Genomic DNA, 26,122 nt, shown 5'->3' with positions numbered 1-26,122 from the left:
TCTGCTCACGGGCGGCGAAGCCGCCCGTTCGCATGGTCTGCGGGAGCTTTGCTCCCGCACTACTTGCAAAAACGTGCGTGAAAAACCGCTCGGCGCTCACTGCGTTCGCGCCGAGTGAACCGCGCTCGCTTCGTCGCCGGCGTGGTTCAAGAGAGCAAAGCTCTCTCGTCATCACCAGAACGCTCCGCGTTCTGGTTAGCAGCCAGATGCCGACGGCGTCTGGCGACATCACGAAAGGCGCCTCGCGCCTTTCGAACGACGACGCGCCGGCTGCCAGCGGGACCTCCGGTCCCGCCCTGCTCGCGCGGATGCTAGTTTCGGGTAGCCTTGAGTGAAACAGTTGATACAGTGAGTATGCATATGCAGTATCCAGACCGAAAGTGACTCACTCCCGTCACAATCCTCAGAGTGGGGCTTCAAGCCTTGACGTACGAATTCATCCTATTATAACAGTGGTTCGGCTCGTGAGAAGGACTCAGGCACGGTTAGTGTAACAGTAGTGACTGTACCCCTTTCTGTATTGAGATTGATTTTTACTTTGGCTCCGGGCTTTAGTCCGAGTCCTGATTCAACTGCAGCCATGTTTAGGTGTAGTGTGACCTGCTCGTCATCTTCAAGAACTACATTGTTGTCTTGCAGTGGTTCAGTTGTGAATCTAGTTTTGTTGGCGCTGGCCTTAGTATATGTAAAATGCTGAACAGTCGATGAACTCACATACGTTACAACGGCGTTGGAAAGATCAATATCCCCGGCCCCTGGTGCGCTCCGAACTGTAACACTCACCCGTGAGAGACTCTCTTTTGCAGATCGAATTTCAGCTGGGCGCTGCTCATCAACAAACCATCTTGAATCGTCTCCCCCGATCTCGCGGAACTCCAACTCCGCGGTGCAGTCTGATGCTGCGTCAACTTTTGCTGAGAGTGGTGACGACGCGGTCGTGATGACGTAATTGGAACCATCTGCATCAATATGCGTGACTCGAATATTATCTTCAGACGTTTTCTCAAATTTCAGTCGATCATCAAATGGTAGTGGTTCGTCTGAACGGACCCCATTAATTATCAGATGATATGGTGGCGAGCAACCACCCCCGCCCCCACCTTGGCTAAACACTTCTACTTCCCTACCTGATGGAATAATAAGCTCTTCTTGTACCAAACTGTTCTCGGTGAGGAAATCCAGATAGTGCACTTGGCTACTCTTGAGTATAATCCGATCGTTCGCTTCTGCGACGGTCCCATACTTGCTTATGAAAGTGACACGATCTGAAACCTGTGCAGATGCTGCTTCCCCAGTTTCCTCGGACTGGCTTTGTAAGAACTCCGTCGTTGAAAGAAGCACACCACCAGCCATGCCTGCAACCAATATCATCGCAATAAACACAATCAGCGTCCCAATCCCGACCTGCCCCCGGTTTGGCCTTCTTGAACCGGGATGCCGCAGTGCCATCGGTTGGATAAGCATTAGCTATTCTATTAATACTGGCGCACGAGTTTCAGAATTGAGATTACCTGTGTTTTCTCTGTGACTTCTCGAAAATCATCATGACAACGGTGGAGTGTCGTCTCAGTGTGTGAGCGAAACTGAGCAACAGTCCGCAGTCGAATTATGATTCTGCCGGGATTTATTTTGATTATTCTTGATCAGACGTACAACTCTATGAACCGGAGGGGTGAAGATGTATTGATCCTCTATCCTGGGAACTAGCATCCGCGCCGAGCAGCGCGAGGCGCGGTTCACTGAAGCCGAACGGAGTGAGGCTTCAGCCTTTTTTGCCCACGTTTTTGGCGAGGGAGTCGCCCCCGACCCCCTCGCCAAAAAGGTGGTTCCGTAAGGGCTTACCGTCCCATCCGTCTTGCCTCTGGTATGAGCGTGATTCGGCTCGTGTGGGCCACTGCGACCGGGCCGACGCCCACGGCCTCGTACGACGCGGCCCTGGCCGAGGCCAACGTCCACAACTTCAACCTGATCCAGGTGTCCTCCGTCATTCCGGCGGAGGCACGACTGGAGGCCGTCGGCGAGGCTCCGGACCTCGGCGCGGTCGGCGACGGGCTGACGGTGGTGCAGGGTCGCCACACCGCGCCGCCGGGCGAGGCGGGCGCGGCCGGCATCGGCTGGGCGCGCAGCGATTCCGGCCGGGGCATCTTCTACGAGGCCGACGGCGAGAGCGAGGCGGTCGTCCGCGAGCGGATCGCGGACGGGCTGGCGGCGGGCAAGGACCTCCGGGACTGGGCGTTCGTCGAGGACGATTCGATCGTCGTCGCGGCCGAACCGGATCCCGACGCGTACACGACGGCGCTGGTGATCGCGGCGTACGGGGAGAGCCGGTCACTTCTACAGTAGCCGGCGGATTTTTACGTGGGTCGCACCTATCAGGGGGTCAATGTACGGGAACACTCCGTTCGCGGGTGCAGACGACGACGGTGCCGCGCCACGGCTCACGGCCGAGCAGCGCCGCCATCTGCGCCGCGATCTCGCCAACGTCGCCGCCCAGACCCGCGACCTCCTCCCCGACGAGTTCGCCGTCGGACTCGAACTCGCACAGGGTGCCAACGGCCCCCGGGCGACCGTCGCCGTCCAGCCGCCCGTCGGCTCCGCCGTCAGCGCGGGCTACACGCCCGAGGACGACGCCGACCTCCGCATCGGCGAGGACGAACAGACGGATCTGGCCCAGGGACTCGCGGCCAGCGCGGCACTCCAGATGAAACAGGCGATGGGGACCGACCACTCCCCGACGGCGCAGTGACTACTCCCACGACCGAAGTCGCGGGCTTCCCTCACTGAGGGTGAGGCCCACGTTGTCTGGGGAGTTCGCAGGTTCCATCTCGCCGTTGGTTCCAGTGAGTACGACCTGCGTTTCGGGCTGAGCCACAACAGCCCCCGCCGTCGATAGCGGGCTCTGAATGTCCTTACCGACGGCTCGTTGTCCGATGTTCAGCGCACCATTCTTGTCCGCGTTGTCGTCCAGTCCACAGTCGTGACACTCCAGTCGTCCCTGCACGTCACGCCTCGTGTTCTGGGACCCACAGCGCCAACACGTCACAGACGTATCGTATTCCGCCACTGGAGTGCACTCGCGCCCATCGAGGTGGGCTTTGTACGTCAAGAAGTTCGCCAGCTTCGCATACGGCATCTTGTGGGTCTTGTCGTTCACGTACCTGCCCTCGCCGGTGTCGAAGCGCAACCCTGTCATATCACCGAACACGATGACGGCGTTGCGCTCCCGTGCCCGGGCGATGAGGTCGTTCGCCACCTGATGCAACTTGTGTTCGACTGTCCGCGACTCTTTATCACCGAGACGCTCGATAACCTGCGCTCCCGACCGCACCTTCGCTTTCCCGATGGACTTGCGGAGTTGCTTGTAGTGTTCACGGACACGCCGAACTTCCGCGCCGTGGAACGTGGTGTCGCGGTCGGAGAGGAACGTGCTGACGGCGATCCATTTCGCGCCCATATCGACGGCCAGCACGTCGTCGTACTCGTCTGCGACGGCCACAGACCGCTTGCAGACGAGATGAACGTACCACTCGCCGTCCCGAGAGACAAGTTCCGAGTCACAGATATACTCGTCTTCGAGGAGATGTGTGTCCTTCTCGGGAACGTGGACGGGCACCCAGATGCTGTCTCCCTTCTCTTTCTCGGGATTGTAGACAGGGAGTTTGAACCACCACGACGAGAGAACCGTCGCCTCGTCGTGTTCGATGGTGATGCAATCGTTGCGGAGAACGACGGGTTGCTCGGTATCCTCTCGGGGATTCTTGTTCGACCGGACTTTCTCCGCCTGTTGCATGGTCGCGGAGTAGAGGTTCGCGTCGTCACCGTGCACGGCGTCTTGGAACGCACCGTACTCACGCTCGACGAGGCGAGCCTTCCGCCCGGTGAGCGAGTGAAGTTTGACCCGAACCGTGGTGGTGACCTCGCGATGCATCGTATCGCCCGGTCTGTGTTTTGTGTGACGAGTGCTACCTATATATTAGGTTGCCAACCGGAGTGAAAGTGGTTGCAGGACAGTTGTCGGATTCATCCCACGACTGAAGTTATAGGCTGAGTAGGCGCAATACCACGGTCTTCAGGCCGTGGATACGCGCCGTCAACTTGGGAGAGAGTCCACGTTCGACGCCATTCTTGAGTTTCAGAATACCGGCGTTTAACTGACAGGCGTGCATATTAACGGACAGGAATCGGTCGAAACGGAGCGGATTCCGAACCGTCCTGCGGAGGCGGCCTGTCCGCCCACGTAACGAGGCAGTATCCGAAAGACCAGTCGGTGAACGCCACATCTTCGAAAGGTGTGCCAACGTGCCGACTGCTCAAAGCACGCGATACGATACCCCCAACTCCGCTGACGCCTGCTGGCGTCCCCGTGGCAAAAACAACACCGGGACGCCCTACACGGTCGAGGATAGGGGTACCGGCGGTTTGGCACCGCCAGCAGTCCACCAGTCCGATACCGTGGGACTACCCGCGCCCGAAAGGACTGGTAGTCCGCTGCTTGGACTGCACACCTGAAACTCCCACCGCTCGGGATTCCTCCGCGTTCACGCGGAGGAGGATGTCAAGGGCCTTCTCCTTTACCTTCTGTAACTACCGGCTTCTTCCTGTCGCGGTCGACTTCTCAGTGGCTGTGTCACCGTCGACCGGCGGGCGGTAGAACAGCGCGTAGCCGACGACGGCACTGCTCGGCACGCTCCCGACGGCCAGCGCCAGCGAGAGCGGGACGCCCAGCAACACGCCCAGCACGGCCGCCAGCGCCACTGGCCCGGGAATCGCGGACAACACGAGATCGGGTCGTGACACCGATCCGAGCGGGTGCTCCGAGATAGTTGCCTCCACCCGACACTGTCTGTCTCCCGCTAATTAAATATTATTACTCGCGCAACGCTCCGGCGGGATTGAGTTACTTCCCCCAGAAGGGGTCCCGATTCCGCTGTTTTTCGAGGTACTGGTTGAGCGCTTCGCGTTCGTCGCCGGGGATCTCGTCGGTCAGTTCCTGTTCGAGGATCTTGGCGTGCTTCTCGGGGAGATAGATCCAGAGTTCGTCGCCTTCCTCGATGTCGCGGCCGACGGTGGGGCCGTCGATGGAGACGGCGACCTGGTCGCCCATCCGGGCCTCGTCGATGTCCTCGCCGGCGTCCTGGATGGACTTGAGCTGGCCGACGCGCTCGAACTCGCCGTCCTCGAACGTCGCGACGTTGGAGTTGCGCTTGACCGTGCCGGTCAGCACTTCTACGCCGACGACGGCGGGGTCGTTCTGTCGGAAGGTGTGGTCGTTCAGGATCTGGAAGCGCGCGGGCCGGGTGATGTTTTCGAGCACCTGGGTCTGCTGGGCGCGTTCCATCTCCTCGACGTACTCCTCGTACTCCTCGACGAGGCGGTAGATCACGTCGTGTTCGAAGATGCGGACGCCTTCCTGTTCGGCCAGCCGGCGGGCGTCGTCCAGCACGTCCACGGAGAACGCGAGCAGGACCTCGTGTTTCTCCTCCTCGGCGGTCTCGGCGACCCGGACGTCTCGGGGCGCCACGTCGCCGACCTCCGCGCGGACGATGGGGATATCGACCTCGTCGAGGGTGCTGGCGATGGCCTCCAGACTGCCGAGGGTATCGGCTTTGACGACGACGCCCTGCCCTTCGGTGGTGACCTCGATTTCGGCCAGTTCCTGTTCCACGTCGGCGATGACCTGGCCGCGGTCGCGGTCGCGGACGACCCGGATCGGTGCGCCGGCCATGGCGTCGTCCAGATCGGGCGCGGCGATCTTGACTCCCGCGGCGGCCGAGACTTCGGGCACTTTTTCGAAGGCCTTCTCGGTGCGGATCTCCTCCAGCGGCTTGGGCTGGAGCAGTGCCCGTACCTCGGTGGTGATGGGGGCTTCGAGACCGCCAACGACGATCTCGTCGTCCTCACGGATGGTCCCGTCGTAGAGGACGGCGTCGACGGTCGTCCCGAAGCCCTGGGCCTCCTTGACTTCGAGTACCGTGCCGGCCCCCGGCCCTTCCACGTCGATCTGCATCTCGTCTTTCATGTACCGCTGGGACAGGCCCATCAAGACTGTGAGCAGGTCCGGGACGCCCTCGCCGGTCATCGCGGAGACGGGAACGACGCCGACGTTGTTCTGGAAGTTCTGGACCCGCCAGTACATGTCGGCGGCGAAGTCGTGATCGGAGAGTTCGCCGATGATGCCGTAGAGGCGTTCGTTCAGGTCGCCCTGGACCCGTTCGGACTGTTGCTCCATGCTCTCCTGGATCGGGAGGCCCTCGTTGGGGTTCCAGCCGGGGACGGTATCGACCTTGTTGGCGGCGACGATGAAGGGGGTCTGGGTCCGCTTGAGAATGTCGACGGCCTCCTCGGTCTGGGGCTGGAAGCCGTCGTTCACGTCGACGACGAGGACGGCGATGTCGGCCAGGGCCCCGCCGCGGGAGCGCAGCGTCGAGAAGGAGTGGTGGCCGGGCGTGTCGATGTACAGCAGGCCGGGGAGGTCGAAGTCGGTGGGATCGACGAGTTCGCCGGCCATCTCCGAGATGGTCGAGAGCGGCACGGCCGTCGCGCCGATGTGCTGGGTGATCGCGCCGGCCTCACCCTCGCTCACCGCGGAGCCGCGAATCTTGTCAAGTAGCGTGGTCTTTCCGTGGTCGACGTGGCCGAGGACCGCGACGATGGGGGTCCGGAGCGTGGCTGCCCCGTCGGCGTCGGCGTCGGCTTCTGTAGAGTCAGACATTGGCACATCACCCTCGAGAATCCGTACGCGATACCAACCGGCCAGCCCATTTAACTTTCTCCATTTCGGTCCTCGCTCCTGGCACGGAACGCGCGGTTCCTCGGCGTCAGACCTGCGTCACACGTCCCCGTGGCGTTTATGTGAGTGGAATACGCTACGCTGTGTATGGCAGAAATACTCGCGGAGAACCTCTCGGGGAAGGCCGTCATGGGTTCGGACGGCAAGGAACTGGGAATGCTGTACAACATCACGATGGACGCCACATCGGGCCGCCTGGAGAATCTCGTCGTCGAACCCGACGAGATGCTCCGGGACTCGGATTTCCCCACCGACGAACGCGGCCGCCTGCTGGTTCCGGTCCCCCGTGTCCAGGCCGTCAAGGACCACATGATCGTCGACCGATAATCCGCACTCTTTTTCGATGTACATTCTCGACTCGTCGGCGTTTATCAACGAGTATCACACCCAGGAGCGCAAGGCGTCGATCCCGATGGTCCGCGAGGAACTCGAAGACGAGAGCGCCTATCGGTTCGACGCGCTGGAGGGTTCCGGCATGCACCTCCACATTCCCGAGGAGGAGACCGTCGAGCGGATCGAGCGGGCCGCCCGCGAGACCGGCGACTTCGACGAACTCTCGCGCACCGACGTCCGGCTGGTCGCCGCCGCCTTCGAACTCGACGGCCACCTCGTCACAGACGACTACGCGATGCAAAACGTCGCGGAGAAACTCGACGTGGCCGTCGAGGTCATCGCCTGTGAGGGGATCACCGAGCAACGGGACTGGCGGTTCCAGTGTAGCGGCTGTGGCCGCGAATTCGACGACGATCACGACCGCTGCCCCGTCTGCGGGAGCGACCTCTCCCGGAAGAACCCGGCCTAGAGCCGGTTTCGCGTCCGGGTCGCCTCGTCCAACCCCAGGTCGATCAACTGGGTGAGCACTTCCTCCTCGGTGAGGTCGTACTCTCGGGCCAGCGACTCGACCTCGCTCGCGAGATCGTCGTCACAGACCACGGTGAAACGGGTTGGCATACCACGCAGTTCGTCACGGGACCGCATAAAAACCCGTCAGACGACCGTCTCACGCCCGTTCGGGGTGTTTCTCCTGATCTGTTGCGGAAACTAGGGGACGGCAGGGGTCATGCCGTGGGGATGCGCCCGGTGGCCTGGAGATAGACTGCGAGGAACTGGAGGGCGTTGAACGCGCCGTGGACGAGGATGGGGACCACGAGGTTCTCGGTGCGGTAGTAGACGTACCCCAGAAGCAGGGAGAGCAGGAAGATTACGGTGAGCGTGGTCAGCGTCGCCAGCGGGTTGGCGTTCTGATACTGGCTGAAGTGGACGGCGGCGAACACCGCCGCGCCCAGCACCACGGCCGACCGCTCGGTGAACGACTCGTAGAGGTACTTCTGGACGACGTTGCGGTAGGCCAGTTCCTCGACGGGCGCGATGACGAGGACGGAGAGCACGACGAAGTACAGCGCCAGCGTCGGGTTCTCCATGGCTCGCTGCTGGATCTGAGAGTCCGACGACGGGAGCCCGAGTTGCTGGACCAGCGTCGTGATCGTGCCGAGCAACAGGAGGAGTGCGAACAGTCCGCCGACCGCGACGAGCAGGCCACGCGCCGACGGTATCCCCACGTCGAGGTAGTCGAGTGACAGGTCGCGCCCGTACAGGTACAGCGCGACGAAACCGACGCTCCCGAGATAGCTGAACGCTGTCAACACGGCCAGGGCGATCGGCGATGTCCGGGGATCGACCGAGACGCCAAGCAGTGCTCCCCCGACCGACACCGGGATCAGCGCGACGAGCTGGCCGACGAACAGGCCGGCGAAGGCCCCGCCGCCGAGCACGAGCGCGACGGCGAACCCCTTCGTCCTCCCCCAGAACGCGTCGTCGTCGATGGCGTCGTAATCCGCGACGGCGACGACGGCTGCGCCCAGCCCCGCGACGGCTGCCATGGGAAGGCCGATTCCCACATCCGGCACCACGTCGGTGCCGATGGCCGGGCGCATCAACTGGTAGAGCGCGTACCCGAACAGCGCCGCAGAGAGAAACCCCGCCGCGGTCGCGCCGATCCGGCGGTCGACGGTGCCGTGACGGCGCAGGCTGAAGGTAAGCGCCGCGGCGGCCCCGAGGGCGAGGCCGACCACGCTCCCGTCGATCCCGGGGACTGCGACGATTGGCGTCCTGCCGGTCCAGGGGAAGAGACTCGCGACCAGTGCGATCCCGGCCAGCACCAGCCCCGTCGTCGGTGCCGCGGTCGTCCGGGGCCCGCGGCCGTCGACTGTATCTACTGCTGCCATTGGCTCGCACCACGGCGGCGGGCGGTTTAGGGACTGTGCTTCGGTGCCACCCGCTCACTCGACGACGAGTTCCGTCTTGTCCGCGACCGCCGCGGCCTCCTCGAACTCCCCACCGCCGAGCAGACCCCGCGCGGCCCGCTTGCCCCACTCGACGGCCGGCTGGTCGAACGTCGAGACGTTGGCCAGCTCGCCGTACAGCACGCAGGCCGCCTCCATCGCGTACAGCAACTCACCGACGCACTCGGCGTCCAGCCGGTCGATCTCGACGCGAACCGACGGCCGGTCCGCGGCCGCGAGGCTCGCCTCGGTCGCCTCGAACTCCGCGTCGAGCAGGTCGCCCAGCGTCGACCCGCCGAGGTAGGACAGCCCCTCGATGTCGGTCTCGGGAATCGTCCGGTCGGCCCGCTCGCGCGGGCGCACCATCGTCACGAGCTTGTCTCGCGGGCCGGCGCGGTAGAGCTGGAGCTGGGAGTGCTGGTCGGTCGCGCCGAGCGCCCGCGCGGGCGTCTGGCCTAGCCCGTCTTTCCCGAGGCTTTCGGCCCACAGTTGCGCGAACCACTCGGCGAAAAACTCCAGGCGCTCGGCGTAGGGGACGACGGCGTTGATGTCGGCCCCGCGCTGGGCAACGCCGTAACTCACCGCACCGTAGGCGTAGGCAGGGCAGTCGAACAGCGAGGGCGCGAGCGACTCGGCGGCCCGCTGTCCTCCGGCCAGCAGGCCCTCGATGTCGTGGCCCTGGATCGCCGCGGGCACCAGCCCGACCGCCGAGAGTGCGGAGAACCGCCCCGGCACGCCCGTCGGCACGTCCAGCGCGGGCATATCGTGGCGGTCGGCCAGCTCCCGGAGCGGCCCCGCCTCGCCCGTCGTGACGACGGTTCGTTCGGTCCAGTCGACGCCAGCCGCCTCCATCGCCTCGCGCACGACGAGGAAGTTCGAGAGCGTCTCGGCGGTGGTGCCCGACCGCGAGACGACGTTGACCGCGGTGCGGTCGAGCGGAACCTCCGTCAGAATCTCGCGGACGTGGGCGGGATCGACGTTGTCCAGCACGTACAGCGGCGCGGCGTCGGCGGCCTTGCCCTCCGTGTCCAGTCCGCCCAGCGCCTCCGAGATGGTGGCCGCACCGAGGGCACTCCCGCCGATGCCGACCGTCAGGATGGCCTCGGCGTCGGAGAGCGGTTCGACGGTGGCCTCGATCTCGGCGGCGTCGGTCCGCTCGGGCAGGTTCAGCGCGGCGTAGCCGAACTCCTCGCCGGCCCGGCCGGTCGCGATGCGGTCGTGTGCCCGTGCCACGTCTTCGTCGAGTCGCGCCAGCGCGTCGCGGCTGATCCCCGGGTCAGCCTCGGCCGCGAGCGCGTTGCCGATGTCCACTTGCATGGTCGTCCGTCCACACCGGGCGCGCAAAACGCTACTGCTCTGGCCGGGTGGGGGCGGAATCGCGTGGCTTTTCGGTCCCGGCCGCCTACCCGTGTGCAATGACCGGCGAATCCGTCGACGACCGGACGGACCCGGAGAACGCCCCGACCGCCGAGGGCGGTCCCGAGCACGTCGAACCCGAGTCGGCCACGGAGGAGAAGTCGTACGGCGGCCTCTTTGGCTCCTACCCGTACGCCTTCCGGCAGAGCGACTCCCTGCTGTTCAAGACCTACGCCGTCGTCGGGGGCCTGCTGGCACTGTTGATCGCGCTCCTGTTCACCTTCGGACTGGTCGGTGTGATCGCCAGCACGACCGGCACCGGTGGTGGCGTCTTTTCGTTCTCGCGGGCCTTCTTCATCTTCGTCGGCCTGCTCGTCGTCTTCCCACTTTTGGCCCCCGTCCTCTCGGTTGCGCGACGCCACCGCCGGGTTGGGTCCAACGCCCGCTACGACGCCGCCATCGCGTCGGCCGGGTACCTGTTCCTGCTGACCCTGTATCTCGCCCTGCTGATCTCGACGCCGCCGGAACAGCAACAGCCCGTCTCGGGCGCGTACGCGCCCCTCGTCGAACTTTTCTACGCCCTACCCGCCATCGTCGGGCTGGTGCCGCCGGTGGTCGGCGCGGCCGCGATCTACGCCACCCACAGGCTGACGCGATAAACGCATCAGCCCATCCTCCGCTCGCTCCGTTCGCGGGGACACCCGACTGACGCGATGAACTCGAAACGCCGAAACCGTCCGGGGAACAAGCGACACCCGTGAAAGACGCTACCTTCCTCGTCACGGCTGCCGACGACGAGTCGGCGGTCCTCCGGGACGTGACCGACAGCCAGGTCCACACGCTGAGTACCAACCCGGGCGTCGAGGTCGGCGAAATCGTCGCCGCGAGCATCGAGCCCGAACCGCCGATGGAAGTCGCCTGGCAGGTCGTCGAGATCACCGACCAGCGGACGATCCCGGTCGAGCGGAGTCCGGAACCGCCGACCAAGCAGGCCAGGGAGATCGCCGCCGACCAGCCCGTCGGGGAGATCACGCGCCAGGAGCGCGCCGGCGAGGGCGAACTCCACGTCATCACCGTCCCCGACGGCGAGGCCGACGACGCGGCCGCGGACGTCCTCGACGACGAGGAGACCCTGGCCCGTGCGGCGCGGCTGGGCGTCGACCGCGTCGAGGTCCGCGCCGACGGACAGGCGCTCAGCGTCCGCTATCTACCCTGACTGGTCGCCACCGACGGCCACACCGGGCCCGCCAGTCGCGGCGCTCACCTGTACTTAAATATTGCCGGACTCTGACGGCTCTACTCTTATGCAGGTGGATCTAACAGTGGTAAGTGAGCCCGAGAAGGGGTGTAGGGGGTAGTCGAGAACGTGTCTGTTTCACTGTACGCGGCAGCGCTTGGCGTGCCCGTGGTGCTCGTGGCAGCGTTCCTCGTCGAGACGTGGCGTCGCTGCAGCGGGCCGGGTGTCAGAGCCCTGCGTCTCCTCCTGTGTTCGATTGCACTGTGGGCCGGCGGGAGTGCGCTCGCGCTCCTGGCACCGGACAGGGCGACCTGGATCACGTTCGAGCAGGTCGCCTGGATCGGACGGATCGGCGTCCCGGTGGCCTGGGCCCTGTTCGCGCTGCAGTACACGGGGTACGGTGACCGGGTCACGCGCCGGTCGGTCGCACTACTGGCCCTGCCGGCGGTACTCATGCTCGCACTGGTCTGGACCAACCCGCTCCACGACCTGGTGTGGTCCGAGGTCCGGATGGTGTACACCCAGGGTGTCGCCGTGGGTATTCTGAGCAAGGGCCCGGCGTTTTGGGGATTCCTCGCGTACGCGTACACACTCGTCCTGGCCGGCATCGTCCTCATCATGCGGCTGGTGTTCACCGCCGATCACCTGTTCGTCGACCAGGGGGTGGCGCTCCTGCTGGGCGTCTCCGCCCCGCTTTTCGCCAACGTCGCCAGCGTCACCGGAGCCGTCCCGATCACTGGGCTGGACATGACGCCGTATATGTTCACGATCAGCGGCATCACCTACGGCTACGCCTTCTACCGGTCGGACCTGCTGGATCGCGTCCCGGCGACCCGACAGATCGGCCGGACCGCGGTCGTTCGGAACATGCGTGACGGCGTCATCGTCGTCGACGAGGACGACGTGATCGTCGACGTGAACCCGCTCGCCCAACAGCAGTTCGACCTCTCGAAGGACGTCGTCGGCCGTCCAGTCCGGAACGTGTTCGACGATCCGGAGTTCGAGTTGCCGGTCGGCGAGGGGACCGTCGTCTGGTCGTCGGACGGCCCCTTCGAGTACGAGGTGAAAGTCTCGACACTGACCGACCAGCACGGCCGCCAGCTCGGTCGGATTCTGGTCTTGCGGGACATCACCGACCGGACCAACCGCCGCCAGCAGCTGCAGGTCCTCAACCGGGTCCTCCGGCACAACTTCCGCAACGATATGAACGTCATCGACGTGTGCGCGACCCAGCTCGTCGACCGCCTCGACGGGGAGGACGCGGAACTGGCCGACCGCATCCGGTCGGTCGCGCGCGACCTGAGCGAGACCGGCACCAAAGCCCGCGAGATCGAGCGGATCATGTCCCGCCGGCACAACGATCCCCAGCCCATCGACCTCCCGTCGCTCGTGACCCGCCAACTCGACACGCTCCGCCACGAGTACCCCGCGGCCGAGATCGAGGCGGACCTGCCCGACGAACTGGAGATCCACTCGACCGGCATCCTCGAATCGGTCCTGCAGAACGTCTTCGAGAACGCCGTCGTCCACAACGACAGCCAGCAACCACACGTCTGGGTGCGTATCGAAGGCGACGACAGCCAGGTCGAGATTTCGGTGGCCGACGACGGCCCCGGCATCCCCCAGCAGGAACGGGAGGTGCTGGTCAAAGGCACCGAGACGCCCCTGGAACACGGGAGCGGCCTCGGCCTCTGGCTGGTCAACTGGGGCGTGACGATGCTCGGCGGCGACATCGACTTCCGCGACCGGGTGGCCTTCGGCCGGGACGACGACGTGAGCGGGAGCGTCGTCACCATCTCGATCCCGCGTCAGGGACCGACCGTCCACTCCGCGTCGGGCCAGCCCCCCGTCGACGCCGATTGACTCGTTTCACTCGCCAATCGAGCCCTCGGTTGTGGCACTCGACGACCAGTCACCGTCCAGGCGTGTAAAACGTGTCTGTGTTTCTGGACACCTGTGCTAAATATTTCCCGACTCTCGTTACCAGTCAGACGTTTTTTTCGCCGTTCGGAAACCGTTGTAAGGAGGTAGCTATATATGTCACACGTTCACACCACACAGTTATGTCCGTCGACAGTGGGTCGGGTCGGTCGCGACCCGTCCTCCAGCAGTTGACTTCGAACCTCGCCGGACTGCGGCGCTGTCGTCGCAATGGGGGATGCCGAGTCGACTGCCGACACGAACGCACTGCGGCGCACCGATTACCGTGGTCCACCAGCGGGTACGGCGGCTGGGGTGGCCACGAGCACCACGCCACTGACGCCGGGTCCTCGCAGACGCCGGTCGTGTTCGTCCACGGGAACCAGCGCGACGCCTGTGACTGGGATACCCACGCCGAGTTCTGTCTGAATCGCGCCTTCTCCGGGGACGACCTCTGGGCGATCACCTTCGAGTCCGGCAGTCCGAGCCACGCGCGCATGGCCGACCAGCTCGACGACTTCGTGGCCGAGGTCCGGGCGTACACCGGCAGCGATCAGGTCTCGGTCGTCGCCCACAGCCTCGGCGTGACCGGTGCCCGGTACTGGCTCCTTCGCGAGGACCGCTACGACTGGGTCGACACCTGCGTGTTCATGGCCGGTGCGAACCACGGGTCGGTCCTGAACTCCTACGCCGCCTCCGCCGGCCTCACCGGCGGGACCTACAAGATGAGCGATTTCCTCCGGCGTGACTACGATTCCGTCGACGGGCACCCGCTCGCGGCGCTCAACGAGAACGAGACGCCGGGCGACGTGGACTACTACACCATCCGGGGAACCGACGACCCGCTGTTCTGGAATTGCGAGGATAGCCCCGCCCTGGCGGGGGCAGAGAACGTCCTTCTGCGGACCAACCACGACGGCGTCCGGGCGAGTCTCACCAGCATGGAACTCACCTACGAGTGGCTCACCGGCGAGAAACCGTACAACCTGAAGACGACGCTACGGTCCTGAAGACCGGGTGACCCGAGAAAGGAAAGGGAGTTAGGCGCGCCCCACCTCCGGTCGACAATGACAGTGCTTTCGACCGCCCGTCGGGCTCTCGATTCCGGCCCACTCTGTGACGCCTGTCTCGGGCGGCTTGTGGCCGACCGGAGCTTCGGACTGACCAACCGCGAGCGCGGCCGGTCGCTCCGCGTCGCCGTCGCCCTCGAAGACGACGAGCCCGTCGGCGACCTCGAACCCGACGACCCCTGCTGGGTCTGTGAAGACGAGAGCGACCGCTACGAGGAGTGGGCCGACCGCGCCGTCCACGCCGTCGGCCCCTACGAGTTCGACACCTACCAGATCGGGACGAAGGTACCGCCTCTGCTGGAGGAGAACGACCGCCTCCTCCGCGAAGAAGTCGGCCTCGAACCCGACGCCGGCGAACCCCTGAAAAGCGAGATCAACCGCGAGGTGGGCAAGCGACTGGGAGCCGAGACCGACACCGAGGTCGACTTCCAGCGCCCGGACGTGCTGGTTCTGCTGGACCTGGCGACCGACGAACTCGAAGTGCAGGTCAACTCCGCGTTCGTCTACGGCCGCTACCGCAAACTAAAGCGCGACATCCCTCAGACCAAGTGGCCCTGCAACGACTGCGGTGGGACGGGCCTGAAGCGCGGCGATACCTGCGAGGGGTGTGGCGGCTCGGGCTACCGCTACGACGAGAGTGTCGAGCAACTCACCGCTCCCGTCGTCCTCGACGCGATGGACGGCGAGGAAGCGGTCTTCCACGGCGCGGGCCGCGAAGACGTGGACGCGCTGATGCTCGAATCGGGGCGGCCGTTCGTCATCGAGATCAAGGAGCCCCGCACCCGCGACGTGGACCCAGCCGAACTGGAAGCCGAGGTCGACGAATTCGCCGACGGCAAGGTCGAAGTCGAGGGGCTCAGGCTCGCGACCCACGACATGGTCGAGCGCGTCAAGGAACTCGACGCGAACAAGACCTACCGGATGGACGTGGCGTTCGACGACCCCGTGAGCGAGGACGCCTTCGCGGACGCGCTTGCGGAACTCGACGGCGCGACAATCTACCAGGACACCCCCCAGCGCGTCACTCACCGCCGCGCGGACGTGACCCGGACTCGCGAGGTGTACGACATCGACGGGACCCTCGAGGGAGACACCGAGGCCGAACTGGAGATCAACGGCGAAGGCGGACTCTACGTCAAGGAACTCGTCAGCGGCGACGAGGGCCGTACCGACCCCAGCCTCGCCGGCCTCCTCGACACGGGAGCAGTCGTGACTGCCCTCGACGTGGTCGACGTAGAGGGCGAGGACGAACCGTTCGCCCGCCCGGAGTTCTTCCGGAACGACGACACCGAGTGAGCCGCCACAACCCTTAGGAACGACCAGTCCCTCTCTCCTAGCGGTGCGTGATCATGTGCCATAGCATGGACGAGTACATCGACTGGCGCGAGCAACTCCGTGAGGCCGAGGCCGACGACGACGAGCCACCGGCGGTCGACATCGCCGAACCGGAGATCGGCGAACCGGAGGTCGAGGAGCCGGAACTCGACGAACCAGAGTTGGGGCAGGCCGAGCTGGACGACTGATACTGTCGGCGGAAACCCACTGCTTTTTGTCCGCGTCGTCCGACGCCGTAGCCATGCAGTTCGGCGTCGACGAGGCCGGCAAGGGCCCGGTCCTGGGGTCGATGTTCGCGGCGGCCGTCCGGGCCGACCCGGGCGCGCTCCCTGACGATATCGACGACTCCAAGAATCTCACACCGAGCCGGCGCGACGAGCTAGCTGCCCAGCTGCGCGCGGACGAGCGGGTCGAGATCGCCGTCGCGGAGATCACGCCCGCGCGGATCGACGAGCCGGAGACGGACATGAACACGCTCACCGTCGCTGCACAGGCCGAGGCGCTCGACGGCGTGGCCAGTGACGGCGACGATGGGGTCGTCGATGCAGGTGACACGGACGCCGGACGCTTCGGTTGCCGCGTCGCCGACCGGATCGCGGCCGACGTGTCGATCACCGCCGAACACGGGGCCGACGAGGTGTACGCGCTGGTCGGGGCCGCGAGCGTCCTCGCGAAGGTCGCCCGGGATGCCCACGTAACGGACCTGGGGGCCGAGTACCCCGACACCGACGTGGGGAGTGGCTACCCGAGCGACCCCGCGACCAGAGCCTTCCTCCGTGAGTACGTTGCCGAACACGGCGACCTGCCGCCGTGTGCGCGGCGGTCGTGGTCGACGAGTCAGGACGTGCTGGCGGCCGCCGAACAGTCGGCGCTCTCGGAGTTCTGAGTGGACGTGGCGGTCGCTCGTCGGTCGGGAACGAGAGGAAGGGGGGACAGATTGTGGGTGGGGTGGGGGTGTTGGGGGAGCCGCAAGCGCATCGCAGTGTGGGGTGACTGCACCCGAGCCTACGGACTACACCAGTACAAAAGGACAGGAGCGTTTTCGGCGCGTGAAAATACCGGCGACGAAGGAAGACGCGGAAACCGCTACTGTTCGGTGTAGCGGTCGCGCTCTTCCTCCGAGAGCATCAGGTTCCGGAGGATGTCACCGTAGGCCGGACGGGTGACGAGGACGCCCAGGAGGACGCCGACGATGGTGACGATGGCGAACCCGGTGAGGTCACCGAGGCTGAGCACCGTCAGCGGACTCATCGCGAGGATGGTCGTCGCCGCCGCGGCACCGATGACCCAGAACGCCTTCTTGAAGCGGCTCTGGAACACTTTGCCGGTAGCGACTTTCCCCTCCTGCAGGATCTCGTCGGCGATGATAATCAGGTCGTCCACCCCCGTTCCGATCACGGCGATGAACCCGGCGATGTGCGAGAGGTCCAGCGCCAGTCCGATGGCCGAGGCGAACCCGAGCAACAGGAACACCTCGCCGGCGGCCGTCGCCAGCATCGGCACGGCGACCCGTGGACTCCCGTACCGCAGGAACACGACCGCACTGACAGCCAGGTACGCAACCAGACCCGCGATCAGCGAGAACAGTTTGAACCGCTCGGCGACCGAGGGCAAGAGCGTGTAGGTCGTGCCAGCGGTGAAGTTCAGCTCCGTCGGGATCGACCCCGCCCGGAGGTTGACCGCCAGCTGCTGGGACTCGCTGATGTTCGTAGTCGTCATCACGAACGACGGGCTCTGTGCGAAGTCACCGTTCTCCATCGACTGCGCGAGTTGCTGGCCCATCGAGGCCGCGTAGACGACCCGATCGTTCTGGACCGTGTACAGACAGTATCCGCTCGCGTTGTCCGGGTTCCGGTCCGCGTTTGGCGGACAGCTGCCGATCCCCTCGCGGGTGAAGCCGAACTGCTGGAGCTGCTGTGAGTACCGCTCGGCCGACCCGTCCTGCCGGATCGCCACCGGGACGTGGGGCTGGTTGATCCCGCTCTGGGGGTCGGCCTGCTGGGCGGCCCCGATGTCCGTGAAGTCACTGTTGTTGAGCAGTGGCGTCTCGCGGTAGACCGTCGTCCCGTTCTCCTGCACGGGGTAGCGAGCGACGATCTGGACGCGACCGGTCCCGGAAATCAGGTCCCTGACGTCCTGTTCGCCGGCGTTGGGCACCTCGACGACGATGAAGTACTCGTTACCGGCCGCGGCGGTCTTGACGTTCCCGCCGGTGATACCGCCCTCGTTGATCTTGTCCGAGAGGACGTTGACGACCGTCTCCCTGGTCTGGGCCGTGACGCCGTCCCTGATCCGGTCCTGGGACACGTCGAACCCGTTGTTCTGGAGCGTCGTGGCGAACTCCACCTGCGTGACGTTCCGCGAGAACACCTCGATTGTGCCGCCACTCTGGGCCTGCTGGCCCTGCGCACGCCTAGCGGCACTCAACCGCACCTGGCTCGGTTCGAGGCCCAGGTCGCTGGCGATGGCCCGGCGTTTCTCCGGGATGCTCGTGTTCTGTGTGAACTCGACGCTTTCGGCGGTCATGCCGACCAGCGGCGCGCGGATCTGCGTGCCACCGGAGAGTTGCAGTCCGTAGTCGAGGTTGACCGGTTTGGCGTCGCCGCCGGTCGCCTGTGCGGCCACGTAGGGACCGAACAGGAGGGCGGCGCTCGCGAGCGTGAACACGACGAGCAGGACGACCCGCCAGTTCTCTCGAAGGTTCATCGGTCTTCCCCCGTCATCGTGTGACTCCCTCGTACTTGTACCAGCGTAGCAGGCTGAGGTTCAACATGTAGGTGTTCATGAGGTCCGCGGACAGCCCCATCACGAGGACGAGTCCGATCTGGGGCAGGAGCGGAATTGCGAGCAGGAACGCCGCCGCCGACATCACCGCCATCGCGGCGATGGAGGTCAGCGTCATCGTCACCCCGGTCCGCATCGCCCGGTAGGCCGACTCGTAGAACTCCCCGCGCCGCCGCAGGATGTGGTTGTTCAACAGTACGTCGGAGTCGACGCTGTAACCGATCAACATGAGCAGCGCCGCGACCGTCCCCAGCGAGAGGTTGATCCCGAGCAGATTCATCAGCGCCAGCGGGATCACCAGGTCGGAAAACGCCGAGATGACGATCGCGATCGACGGGACGAACGACCGGAACAGCAGGAAGATCAGCAGGCTCATCCCCACGAACGCGACCCCGAGTCCGAGCAGCGTGAGCCGCACCGAGTCGGACCCGAAACTGGGCGAGGTCTCGCTGAACGAGGCGATCTCGTACCCCTCCCCCTCGATCGCCTGCTGTACGCCCTCGGTCTGCTGGGTCGTGATGATGTACTCCTGTGTCCCCTGGCTGACCTGGACTGGCTGAACCGTCGGGTTGAGTCCGCTGAGACTCTGCTCGACCTCGCTCTGGGGAGCGCTGGTCTGTATCTGTACCTCGGCCCCACCGGTGAACTCGATCCCGAGTGCCACCGGTGTGCCGTTCATGACGTACCAGGCGGCCAGGATCGCCAGCGCGACCGCGAGGACGGCGAGCGGCACCGCCGCGAGTTGTCTGTTCGTGTACCGCGTGTAGTCGATGTCGGGGAACCGGTCCGGGAGGTCGGTCATCGCGCTCATCCGGACCATCCCCCGTTTCCGACTCCCGGTACCTCGAACTCCACCATACGCCACCGTGTGCAACAGCCCTGAATAAGCCTTCTTATCTCGGCTGTCGGTTGCACCTGGCCACGGGAACGGTGATCGCTGTCGAGAGTGGCGTCAGGCGGGGTCGAACGACGAGTGCAAGAGTCAGTGTCACTGCCGACGACGGTGAGTTCCCGCCGTGGGAACGGGATCGCGATGCCGTCCTCGCGGAACGCGGCGTGGACGACCTCGACGGGAGGATTGGTCACACACGACACCAACTTAAACGGGCGAACAACTGAGGCGGTACTCGTTTTTGTCGGTCCGGTGAACGACGGAAGGAATGCAGCGCGAGTACTTCGATTCCGATCAGGTGGACGTGGGGGCGTCGGTCGCCGAGAAACACGAGCAGGTCGCCAGCGAAGCGGTGGGTGAGGAAGAGTACGGCATGCTCATCGGCGGCGAGTGGGTGGAATCGTCGAGCAGCGAGACGGTCGAGTCCGTCGACGCCACGACCGGCCAGCAGTTGGCACGGTTCCAGAAGGGGACACCCGCGGACGTGGACCGCGCCGTCGAGGCCGCCCAAGAGGGCTTCGAGAAGTGGTCGGTCATGTCGCCCCAGCAGCGCTCGACCAAACTGCTGGAGGTGGCGGACCGACTGGAGGACCGCCGTTCCGACATCGCGCGGCTCGATTCGCTGGAAGTGGGGAAGGCGAACCAGCACTCGATGTTCGTCGATCTGGAGGTCGCCATCGAGCAGTTCCGCTACTTCGCCAGCCTCGCCCGGACCGCCGACGAGGGCCGCCGGCCGCCGGCCAGCCCCGACCGGCTGACCTACACGCAGAACGAGCCCTACGGCGTCGTCGGCCTCATCAGCGCCTGGAACTTCCCGGCGATGTTCGTCGCCTGGAAGATGGCCCCCGCGCTGGCCGCGGGCAACGCCGTCGTGTTCAAGCCCTCCTCGCGAGCCTCCCTCTCGACGCTTGAGATGGCCCGCACGATCCAGGAAGTCCTCCCCAACGGGGCGGTCAACGTCGTCACCGGCGCGGGCAGCGAGGTCGGCAACGCGCTGACCGGTCACGCCGGCGTCGGCAAGGTCGCCCTGACGGGCTCGACCGCTGCTGGCCAGTATACGATGCAAAACGCCGCCGAGACGATTACGCCCGTGTCGCTGGAACTCGGCGGGAAGAGCCCCAACATCGTCTTCCCCGACGCCGACATCGAGAAGGCCGTCCAGGGGAGCATCATCGCCTCCTGGTTCAACGTCGGCCAGCAGTGTACGATGGGCTCGCGGATGTTCCTCCACGAGGACATCTACGACGAGTTCTTGGAGGCCTTCGTCGAGGCCACCGACGACCTCCAGATCGGCGACCCCCTCGATCCACGGACCGACGTGGGCCCGCTCATCGACCACGACCATCTGGAGGACGTGCGCTCGTACGTCGACACCGCGCTGGAAGACGGCGCGACGCTGGCCTACGGCGGCGAACAGCCCGCCGACGCCGACCTCGACGGCGCGCCCTTCTACAAGCCGACGATCCTCACGGACATCGACAACTCCGACACCATCGCCTGCGAGGAGGTGTTCGGCCCGGTCCTGAGCGTGCTGGAGTGGTCCGACTACGACGAGATGATGGCCGAGGCCAACGACACTATCTACGGGTTGGCCTCCGGTGTGTGGACGACCGATCTGGAGAGCGCAAAAAAAGCGGCCGACGACCTGGAAGCCGGGACGGTCTGGGTCAACACCTACAACGACATGTTCGAGCCCAGCCCCTACGGCGGCTACAAGCAGTCCGGCATCGGTCGCGAACTCGACGAGTCGACGCTCGATGATTACACCCAGCAGAAGTCGGTGACGATGAACTTCGGCGGCCTGCCGGATATGTGATCAGGAGTCGTAGCTGACGACATCTACGTCGGGCAGTCTCTCGAAATCCGCTTCGTTGTTCGCTACGACTGGCTCACCGAAATGACGCCCTGTTGCCCCGATGATGATATCGCTCTCGGATACTCGGTTGCCTTCGCGTCGGAGTTGTCCGTCCATTCGTCCAGCCAGGCGAGCTATCTCCGGCGTCGTTTTCACGGTTGGACGTGCGTCGAGGACTGACTGAACCTTCGAGATCTCTTGTTCAGCCATTTCCGTGTAGCCGACACCGACGAACAGTTCGTACACGACCTGCGCAGGGACTCGTTGCGTCGCGCCGCCCGATTCGAGTTCTTTTGCGAACTCGATGGCGCTCGCACTATTCTCCATCAGGTCGATGAGGAACGACGAATCCAGAATCATTCGAACCGATCTACGAGTTCGTCGATGTCGTCTCGCGCATCGGTGTCGACATCGTCGATCACTTCTTGGAACTCGTCAGCTTCCTCCGGAGAGAGTATTCCGGTCAATTCCAGCAGTGAGGGACCACCGATCAATCGGTCGATGGCCTCCGAAAACGTCTCGTCGTCGCGCTTCTCTGCCCGGACCCGATCATACACATCCTCGTCGAGCCGGATCGTCTTCGTCCCCATGTGTATACGGTCGTATACGAGAAAACAAGAAGCTTACTCCTATCCCGGCAGAATCTCGGTGAGTACCCGCGACTCGATCTTCCGGAGGTGTTCGCCGACCGTCACGGGGGCCAGGTCCAGTTCGGCGGCGATGTCCTCGTAGGTGGCATCGCGGGGCACGTCGTAGTAGCCCAGTTCGGCCGCCGTGCGCAGAATCTCCTGCTGGCGGTCGGTGAGCATCGAGAACAGCTGGCGGTCGTCGGGGTGGTACTCGCGCATCGCCTCCAGTTCCACGTCGACGCTGTCGGGGACGACCGCGAGCGCCTCGGTGATCGTCTCCTGATCGCCCATGCCGGTGATCCGGATGCCGCCGTCGGCCAGACACTCGACGGGCGTGTCGACGACGATGCTGTACTCCTGCATCGCTCGGAACAGCGCGTCGACCAGGTCGTTGGGCTCGAAGTGGATGTACGCGTGGAGCTTCGAGCCCTCGCGGGAGACGCTGTACTCCAGTACGTCCTCGTGGCCGTCCATCAACTCCCGGGCGCGGTCGAGGGCCCCCCGGGCCTCGTAGAGGAAGACGATGGTCCCGTCGTCGAGCTGGTTGAGGTGGTGGATCGCGACCCGCTGGAGGTCCGGATCGTCCACGATCGCCTGCTCGGCCGGGTGGAAACCCTCCCGGTCCGGCCGCAACACCATCTCCACGTAACGCATGCCCCTCGCTAACGGCCGATCCCATATGGGTGCGGCGGTTGCCGCGGCTCGCGAGTCCCGGCTCGATCGATCCCCGCATTCGGACCCGTGCTATTGGGGCCATATAAACGACCCACTGATGATTTGCACCACGGATAGGGGACTCCTACCGAACAGTTGGGTGTACGATGACACAGGTAGAAGACCACAGCCGCGAGATGCGACTCGACTCCGACTCGTTCGCACAGGGCTACTTCAAAAACGCCGTCTACCGGCACTGGGACCCCTACGAGATCGAGGGGCTGGACGACGACAAACGAAAGATGGTCGAGTACGGCCCGGGCGAGGATGAATTCGACGAACTCCGGACCGCCATCGCGCGCTTCGGTGCGGGCGAGGAGGCCGTCACGGAAGACCTGATGCCGCTGGCGATGGTGCTGGAGGATATCAACGACCAGATGTTCCTCTCCAGCCAGATCTACGAGGAAGCCAAGCACACGCAGTTTTTCGACCGGTTCTGGCGTGAGGTCATCAACCCGGTCGCCGAGGAGATGGGCTACGAGGTCACGAACCCGACCGACCAGCGCTACTTCAACGACGACTACATCGCGCTGTTCGACAAGACCGAGGACGCGATGGAACGACTCCTGACCGACGACACGCCCGAGAACCGCGTCCGGGCGTACTGCCACTACCATCTGGTCGTCGAGTCCGTCCTCGCCCAGACCGGCTACTACGGCTTCCAGTCGGCCTTCTCCGACCAGGGCTCCGACGAGGTCACCGACGAGGACTTCCCCAACTCCGAGGGACTGGTCGGGGGGATCGCCAAGGTCCGCTCGGACGAGGGTCGCCACGTCGGCTTCGGGATGAACAAGGTCCGTGGCTACGTCCAGTCCGGCGAGGTCAGCGAGGACGTGGTCCAGGAGACGCTCCAGAGTCTGATGCCCCACGTCGCGGGCACGTTCAGCGACCTCACCGAGAGCCTCAACCCCGGGCCGCTCGTGGCCTACTCCCGGGACAAACTCACCCGCAGGATCGAGATCATCACCGACGCCGAGGCCGAGGTCCCAGACGTGGACGAACTCGTCGAACTCGGCAGCGACGACGCCGCCGCCGCCGATTGACTCACTCCGCTCGTCAATCGAGCCCCGTCCCGTGCGCGCGACAGGATGGGGACTGAGCCACTCCGTTTCCGCCACCCCGATTGCGAATCCCAACGCACGCTCCCCAACACCACGACGCGACCCCCCAACTGCGCGTGATCCGGGTCCCGCTCCCCACACTCCGGGACCCACTCACTCTCCGTCGGGCCCGCGCCCCCTCGCGGGTCCACGCGTTTTCTCGACTCGGTGACGACAAGTCGCGGGTTCGCCACCACAGTATCGAACCATATTTGCCGCGTGACGCCGGCCCCGGTGTATGGACGAGCAGTTGCTCGCCGTGATCGTCGGGATCGTGCAGGGCGTGCTGGAGTGGTTGCCAGTCTCCAGCGAGGGGTCGGTCGCGCTGGTGTTGAACCTGCTCGGGAACGCCGATCCGGGCGCGGCGGTCCAGTTCGCGCTCTTTCTCCACGCCGGGACGGCGCTGGCGGCGACGGTTTACTACCGCGACGAGATCCGGGACGTGCTGGAGACACTGCCCGATCTCTCGGCGGACGATCCCTTCGGCGAAGGGACCGCCGACGTGTCCTTCCTGCTCGTCGCCACGGTGTCCTCGATGGCCGTGGGGCTGGCCGCCTACACCGCGCTGGAAGCGCTGGTGTCGGAGCTGGCCGGCGGCGCGTTCGTGGCGTTGATCGGCGGTCTGCTGGTCGTGACGGGCGTCGTCCAGAAGGTCGCCGAGTCCCGGGGCGGCGTCGACCGCCGGACCGAACCGGACCTCGTCGACGCGCTGGCGGTCGGCGTCCTGCAGGGACTGGCGATCCTCCCCGGCGTTTCCCGGTCGGGAACGACCGTCAGCGCGCTCCTCCTGCGGGGCCACGAGGGCGTCGAGTCCCTCCGGCTCTCCTTCCTGCTCGCCATCCCTGCGTCGCTCGGTGCGGGACTGCTCTCCTTCGGGGGACTCGGGATGGCACCGACCGCGGCGGTGACGGCGCTCGCGGTGAGCGCTGTCGTCGGCTATCTCACCGTGGGCGCGCTGGTCGCGCTGGTCCGCCGGGTCGCCTTCTGGGGCGTCTGTGTGGGCTTCGGCACGCTGGCCCTGGTCGGCGGTGGCCTCCTGTTGCTTTGACCGACCGTCGTTTCCGGTCGAAATCGCCCGTGGTCCCGCCAGTCGCGTACAATATCTGAGAACGACCCGACAACGTTTATCTTTCAGAACGGGGTAGGTACCGACGAGTTCGACCAGTTCGGCGGGGTCGGCGGCGGTCGGCCGACCGCGCGCGACGGCTGGTCACGCCAGGCACGCATGGACCGGAGACAGGACATTCGCCGAGGTGATCGCCTGTGAGTGACGCCGAGCAGAAGCTGCTGGACGCGCAGGGGGATTTCCTCTATGCCGTTCGGGGCGGGGAAGTCGACGAGGGTGCGGACTGGCAGTCCTGTCGCCTGATCGTGACGAACAAGCGGCTGGTGTTGGCGACCGGCGGGAACAAACAGACGGTGCCGCTGGCGAAGCTCTCGCTGGTCGACGACCCGCCGGAGATCGAGGCGACCGAATACGTCGCCAGCTTCACCGCCATCCAGGTCGGGAGCGCGGTCATCTTCCTGACGCTGCCCGACGCCCAGCTGGAGGAGACGATCTGTCGGGCGACGCTGCACGACGAGATCGTCCTCGTCAAACACCCGGCCGTCGAGGGCGGTGTCGTCCAGGACACCGAGTGGGAGAAAGCGAAGTTCCGCTACGTCGACGACACGATCAAGATGGCGCTCTCGGACGGGCGGGTCGCCATCGACATGGACAACGTCGGGACCATCGACACGAGCCAGTCGACGGTGCGGGGCACCGACCGCACCGTCATCTCGGTCGAGCACACCGAGGACGATCTCAGCGTCGAGACCCACCTGACGGGCACCGAACGCCACACGCGAGCGCTGACCTCGCTGTTTTCCAGCGCCGTCGAGCGCAACGAGGGTGACGTGGACGAACTCGACGACATGGAGAGTCAGGTGCTGATGGCGCTGTATTCGGGCGTCTCGCCGTTCGAGATGTCCGACTTCGTCGGCATCCCACCGGACGAGGTCGAGGAGATCTACCAGCGACTGCTCGACATCGGCGCGGTCGACGAGGTCCGGGTTCGAACGGAGGTCGCACTGAACGCACGTGGGAGAAATCTGGCCAGTGATGCCATGAGTGACGAGTAGTCGGCCGTTACCCGTGCCCGAATTCCCGTAATAAATC

At 65.0% G+C, this 26,122-nt stretch carries 27 protein-coding genes; 15 read left to right on the top strand and 12 right to left on the bottom strand.

Going from position 1 to position 26,122, the window contains the following annotated elements; translation table 11 throughout:
- Positions 1-444: 444 nt before the first annotated feature.
- Positions 445-1,449: a flagellin gene (locus MU521_RS21655; protein WP_092691257.1), complete on the bottom strand. Its 1,005-nt coding sequence runs from the start codon at positions 1,447-1,449 to the stop codon at positions 445-447.
- Between the two features lie 417 nt (positions 1,450-1,866).
- On the opposite strand from MU521_RS21655, the gene MU521_RS12905 reads away from it, so the two are divergent.
- Positions 1,867-2,343, top strand: a complete 477-nt coding sequence (locus tag MU521_RS12905; RefSeq protein ID WP_092691259.1) for a pyruvoyl-dependent arginine decarboxylase — start codon at positions 1,867-1,869, stop codon at positions 2,341-2,343.
- A gap of 40 nt (positions 2,344-2,383) precedes the next feature.
- Complete coding sequence (locus MU521_RS12900; RefSeq protein ID WP_092661541.1) at positions 2,384-2,746, top strand: DUF5811 family protein; 363 nt, start codon at positions 2,384-2,386, stop codon at positions 2,744-2,746.
- Here MU521_RS12900 and MU521_RS12895 read toward each other — a convergent pair whose 3' ends face one another.
- The 3 genes from MU521_RS12895 to infB form a co-directional block, all read right to left on the bottom strand.
- Entirely contained in the window at positions 2,747-3,928 is a 1,182-nt protein-coding gene (locus tag MU521_RS12895) for an RNA-guided endonuclease InsQ/TnpB family protein (protein WP_092691261.1), read from the bottom strand.
- Positions 3,929-4,584: 656 nt separating this feature from the next.
- A complete protein-coding gene (locus MU521_RS12890; protein WP_092691264.1) occupies positions 4,585-4,833 on the bottom strand; it encodes a DUF8015 family protein in 249 nt (82 codons plus the stop codon).
- A gap of 64 nt (positions 4,834-4,897) precedes the next feature.
- On the bottom strand, positions 4,898-6,712 hold the full coding sequence (gene infB / locus MU521_RS12885; protein WP_092691268.1) for a translation initiation factor IF-2: 1,815 nt from the start codon (positions 6,710-6,712) through the stop codon (positions 4,898-4,900).
- A 165-nt stretch (positions 6,713-6,877) separates the two neighbouring features.
- On the opposite strand from infB, the gene MU521_RS12880 reads away from it, so the two are divergent.
- Entirely contained in the window at positions 6,878-7,117 is a 240-nt protein-coding gene (locus MU521_RS12880) for a PRC-barrel domain-containing protein (RefSeq protein WP_092691271.1), read from the top strand.
- 16 nt (positions 7,118-7,133) lie between these two features.
- Positions 7,134-7,592, top strand: a complete 459-nt coding sequence (locus MU521_RS12875) for an NOB1 family endonuclease (RefSeq protein WP_092691273.1) — start codon at positions 7,134-7,136, stop codon at positions 7,590-7,592.
- On the opposite strand, the gene MU521_RS12870 is transcribed toward MU521_RS12875, so the two are convergent.
- From MU521_RS12870 to MU521_RS12860, 3 genes are all read right to left on the bottom strand, one after another.
- Positions 7,589-7,741 carry a CopG family transcriptional regulator gene (locus MU521_RS12870; RefSeq protein ID WP_092691276.1) on the bottom strand — a complete coding sequence of 51 codons (153 nt, stop codon included), beginning with the start codon at positions 7,739-7,741 and terminating at the stop codon, positions 7,589-7,591. The genes MU521_RS12875 and MU521_RS12870 overlap by 4 nt on opposite strands.
- Before the next feature lie 107 nt (positions 7,742-7,848).
- Positions 7,849-9,015 carry a CPBP family intramembrane glutamic endopeptidase gene (locus tag MU521_RS12865; RefSeq protein WP_092691278.1) on the bottom strand — a complete coding sequence of 389 codons (1,167 nt, stop codon included), beginning with the start codon at positions 9,013-9,015 and terminating at the stop codon, positions 7,849-7,851.
- A 54-nt stretch (positions 9,016-9,069) separates the two neighbouring features.
- The gene (locus MU521_RS12860; RefSeq protein WP_092691281.1) at positions 9,070-10,389 is read right to left on the bottom strand and encodes a glucose-6-phosphate isomerase; all 1,320 of its coding nucleotides are present in this window, start codon (positions 10,387-10,389) and stop codon (positions 9,070-9,072) included.
- A gap of 98 nt (positions 10,390-10,487) precedes the next feature.
- Here MU521_RS12860 and MU521_RS12855 point away from each other — a divergent pair, with 98 nt between their 5' ends.
- The 7 genes from MU521_RS12855 to rnhB all read left to right on the top strand — a co-directional run bounded on the left by MU521_RS12855 (position 10,488) and on the right by rnhB (position 16,876).
- Complete coding sequence (locus MU521_RS12855) at positions 10,488-11,087, top strand: DUF8056 family protein (RefSeq protein ID WP_245681165.1); 600 nt, start codon at positions 10,488-10,490, stop codon at positions 11,085-11,087.
- Positions 11,088-11,185: 98 nt separating this feature from the next.
- Complete coding sequence (locus MU521_RS12850) at positions 11,186-11,644, top strand: DUF5812 family protein (protein ID WP_092691285.1); 459 nt, start codon at positions 11,186-11,188, stop codon at positions 11,642-11,644.
- Positions 11,645-11,794: 150 nt separating this feature from the next.
- Positions 11,795-13,528 (top strand): histidine kinase N-terminal 7TM domain-containing protein, encoded by a 1,734-nt coding sequence (locus tag MU521_RS12845; protein ID WP_092691288.1) that lies wholly within the window; start codon positions 11,795-11,797, stop codon positions 13,526-13,528.
- Positions 13,529-13,728: 200 nt separating this feature from the next.
- Positions 13,729-14,595, top strand: coding sequence for an esterase/lipase family protein (locus MU521_RS12840; protein ID WP_092691291.1), 867 nt, complete (start codon positions 13,729-13,731; stop codon positions 14,593-14,595).
- 57 nt (positions 14,596-14,652) lie between these two features.
- Entirely contained in the window at positions 14,653-15,951 is a 1,299-nt protein-coding gene (locus MU521_RS12835) for a tRNA pseudouridine(54/55) synthase Pus10 (protein ID WP_092691293.1), read from the top strand.
- Between the two features lie 65 nt (positions 15,952-16,016).
- Positions 16,017-16,178, top strand: a complete 162-nt coding sequence (locus MU521_RS12830; protein ID WP_175452834.1) for a hypothetical protein — start codon at positions 16,017-16,019, stop codon at positions 16,176-16,178.
- Between the two features lie 53 nt (positions 16,179-16,231).
- The gene (gene rnhB / locus MU521_RS12825) at positions 16,232-16,876 is read left to right on the top strand and encodes a ribonuclease HII (RefSeq protein ID WP_092691295.1); all 645 of its coding nucleotides are present in this window, start codon (positions 16,232-16,234) and stop codon (positions 16,874-16,876) included.
- Between the two features lie 200 nt (positions 16,877-17,076).
- Here rnhB and MU521_RS12820 read toward each other — a convergent pair whose 3' ends face one another.
- Together MU521_RS12820 and secF are read right to left on the bottom strand one after the other, a co-directional pair.
- Positions 17,077-18,696, bottom strand: coding sequence for a preprotein translocase subunit SecD (locus MU521_RS12820; protein ID WP_092691298.1), 1,620 nt, complete (start codon positions 18,694-18,696; stop codon positions 17,077-17,079).
- A 13-nt stretch (positions 18,697-18,709) separates the two neighbouring features.
- Positions 18,710-19,585 (bottom strand): protein translocase subunit SecF, encoded by an 876-nt coding sequence (gene secF, locus MU521_RS12815; RefSeq protein WP_394327222.1) that lies wholly within the window; start codon positions 19,583-19,585, stop codon positions 18,710-18,712.
- 349 nt (positions 19,586-19,934) lie between these two features.
- On the opposite strand from secF, the gene MU521_RS12810 reads away from it, so the two are divergent.
- A complete protein-coding gene (locus tag MU521_RS12810; protein WP_092691300.1) occupies positions 19,935-21,482 on the top strand; it encodes an aldehyde dehydrogenase family protein in 1,548 nt (515 codons plus the stop codon).
- Here the strand turns inward: MU521_RS12810 and MU521_RS12805 are convergent, their stop codons facing one another.
- Genes MU521_RS12805 through MU521_RS12795 form a run of 3 tightly spaced genes read right to left on the bottom strand, consistent with a single transcriptional unit; the run spans position 21,483 to position 22,804 of the window.
- Positions 21,483-21,881, bottom strand: coding sequence for a PIN domain-containing protein (locus MU521_RS12805; protein ID WP_092691303.1), 399 nt, complete (start codon positions 21,879-21,881; stop codon positions 21,483-21,485). It lies immediately after the preceding gene.
- Complete coding sequence (locus MU521_RS12800; protein WP_092691305.1) at positions 21,878-22,111, bottom strand: antitoxin VapB family protein; 234 nt, start codon at positions 22,109-22,111, stop codon at positions 21,878-21,880. Before MU521_RS12800 ends, MU521_RS12805 begins: the two co-directional genes overlap by 4 nt.
- A gap of 39 nt (positions 22,112-22,150) precedes the next feature.
- Positions 22,151-22,804, bottom strand: a complete 654-nt coding sequence (locus tag MU521_RS12795; protein ID WP_092691307.1) for a helix-turn-helix domain-containing protein — start codon at positions 22,802-22,804, stop codon at positions 22,151-22,153.
- A gap of 167 nt (positions 22,805-22,971) precedes the next feature.
- Between MU521_RS12795 and MU521_RS12790 the strand changes: the two genes are divergently transcribed.
- The 3 genes from MU521_RS12790 (at position 22,972) to MU521_RS12780 (ending at position 26,085) form a co-directional block, all read left to right on the top strand.
- The gene (locus MU521_RS12790; RefSeq protein ID WP_217630131.1) at positions 22,972-23,907 is read left to right on the top strand and encodes a ferritin family protein; all 936 of its coding nucleotides are present in this window, start codon (positions 22,972-22,974) and stop codon (positions 23,905-23,907) included.
- Between the two features lie 295 nt (positions 23,908-24,202).
- The gene (locus MU521_RS12785) at positions 24,203-25,012 is read left to right on the top strand and encodes an undecaprenyl-diphosphate phosphatase (RefSeq protein WP_092691312.1); all 810 of its coding nucleotides are present in this window, start codon (positions 24,203-24,205) and stop codon (positions 25,010-25,012) included.
- 215 nt (positions 25,013-25,227) lie between these two features.
- A complete protein-coding gene (locus MU521_RS12780; protein WP_092691314.1) occupies positions 25,228-26,085 on the top strand; it encodes a CheF family chemotaxis protein in 858 nt (285 codons plus the stop codon).
- The last annotated feature ends 37 nt before the right edge of the window (positions 26,086-26,122 follow it).

Source organism: Halorientalis regularis (assembly GCF_023698535.1).
GTDB lineage: Archaea > Halobacteriota > Halobacteria > Halobacteriales > Haloarculaceae > Halorientalis > Halorientalis regularis.
Note: the sequence above shows the minus strand (reverse complement) of the source record. Positions and strands in the feature narration are given on the sequence as shown.

What these genes read in the sequence shown, in the direction of transcription:
- MU521_RS21655 (WP_092691257.1), bottom strand. Translation starts at nt 1,449, where the DNA reads ATGGCACTGCGGCATCCCGGTTCAAGAAGGCCAAACCGGGGGCAGGTC.
- MU521_RS12905 (WP_092691259.1), top strand. Translation starts at nt 1,867, where the DNA reads ATGAGCGTGATTCGGCTCGTGTGGGCCACTGCGACCGGGCCGACGCCC.
- MU521_RS12900 (WP_092661541.1), top strand. Translation starts at nt 2,384, where the DNA reads ATGTACGGGAACACTCCGTTCGCGGGTGCAGACGACGACGGTGCCGCG.
- MU521_RS12895 (WP_092691261.1), bottom strand. Translation starts at nt 3,928, where the DNA reads ATGCATCGCGAGGTCACCACCACGGTTCGGGTCAAACTTCACTCGCTC.
- infB (WP_092691268.1), bottom strand. Translation starts at nt 6,712, where the DNA reads ATGTCTGACTCTACAGAAGCCGACGCCGACGCCGACGGGGCAGCCACG.
- MU521_RS12880 (WP_092691271.1), top strand. Translation starts at nt 6,878, where the DNA reads ATGGCAGAAATACTCGCGGAGAACCTCTCGGGGAAGGCCGTCATGGGT.
- MU521_RS12875 (WP_092691273.1), top strand. Translation starts at nt 7,134, where the DNA reads ATGTACATTCTCGACTCGTCGGCGTTTATCAACGAGTATCACACCCAG.
- MU521_RS12870 (WP_092691276.1), bottom strand. Translation starts at nt 7,741, where the DNA reads ATGCCAACCCGTTTCACCGTGGTCTGTGACGACGATCTCGCGAGCGAG.
- MU521_RS12865 (WP_092691278.1), bottom strand. Translation starts at nt 9,015, where the DNA reads ATGGCAGCAGTAGATACAGTCGACGGCCGCGGGCCCCGGACGACCGCG.
- MU521_RS12860 (WP_092691281.1), bottom strand. Translation starts at nt 10,389, where the DNA reads ATGCAAGTGGACATCGGCAACGCGCTCGCGGCCGAGGCTGACCCGGGG.
- MU521_RS12855 (WP_245681165.1), top strand. Translation starts at nt 10,488, where the DNA reads ATGACCGGCGAATCCGTCGACGACCGGACGGACCCGGAGAACGCCCCG.
- MU521_RS12840 (WP_092691291.1), top strand. Translation starts at nt 13,729, where the DNA reads ATGTCCGTCGACAGTGGGTCGGGTCGGTCGCGACCCGTCCTCCAGCAG.
- MU521_RS12835 (WP_092691293.1), top strand. Translation starts at nt 14,653, where the DNA reads ATGACAGTGCTTTCGACCGCCCGTCGGGCTCTCGATTCCGGCCCACTC.
- MU521_RS12830 (WP_175452834.1), top strand. Translation starts at nt 16,017, where the DNA reads ATGGACGAGTACATCGACTGGCGCGAGCAACTCCGTGAGGCCGAGGCC.
- rnhB (WP_092691295.1), top strand. Translation starts at nt 16,232, where the DNA reads ATGCAGTTCGGCGTCGACGAGGCCGGCAAGGGCCCGGTCCTGGGGTCG.
- MU521_RS12820 (WP_092691298.1), bottom strand. Translation starts at nt 18,696, where the DNA reads ATGAACCTTCGAGAGAACTGGCGGGTCGTCCTGCTCGTCGTGTTCACG.
- secF (WP_394327222.1), bottom strand. Translation starts at nt 19,585, where the DNA reads ATGAGCGCGATGACCGACCTCCCGGACCGGTTCCCCGACATCGACTAC.
- MU521_RS12810 (WP_092691300.1), top strand. Translation starts at nt 19,935, where the DNA reads ATGCAGCGCGAGTACTTCGATTCCGATCAGGTGGACGTGGGGGCGTCG.
- MU521_RS12805 (WP_092691303.1), bottom strand. Translation starts at nt 21,881, where the DNA reads ATGATTCTGGATTCGTCGTTCCTCATCGACCTGATGGAGAATAGTGCG.
- MU521_RS12800 (WP_092691305.1), bottom strand. Translation starts at nt 22,111, where the DNA reads ATGGGGACGAAGACGATCCGGCTCGACGAGGATGTGTATGATCGGGTC.
- MU521_RS12795 (WP_092691307.1), bottom strand. Translation starts at nt 22,804, where the DNA reads ATGCGTTACGTGGAGATGGTGTTGCGGCCGGACCGGGAGGGTTTCCAC.
- MU521_RS12790 (WP_217630131.1), top strand. Translation starts at nt 22,972, where the DNA reads ATGACACAGGTAGAAGACCACAGCCGCGAGATGCGACTCGACTCCGAC.
- MU521_RS12785 (WP_092691312.1), top strand. Translation starts at nt 24,203, where the DNA reads ATGGACGAGCAGTTGCTCGCCGTGATCGTCGGGATCGTGCAGGGCGTG.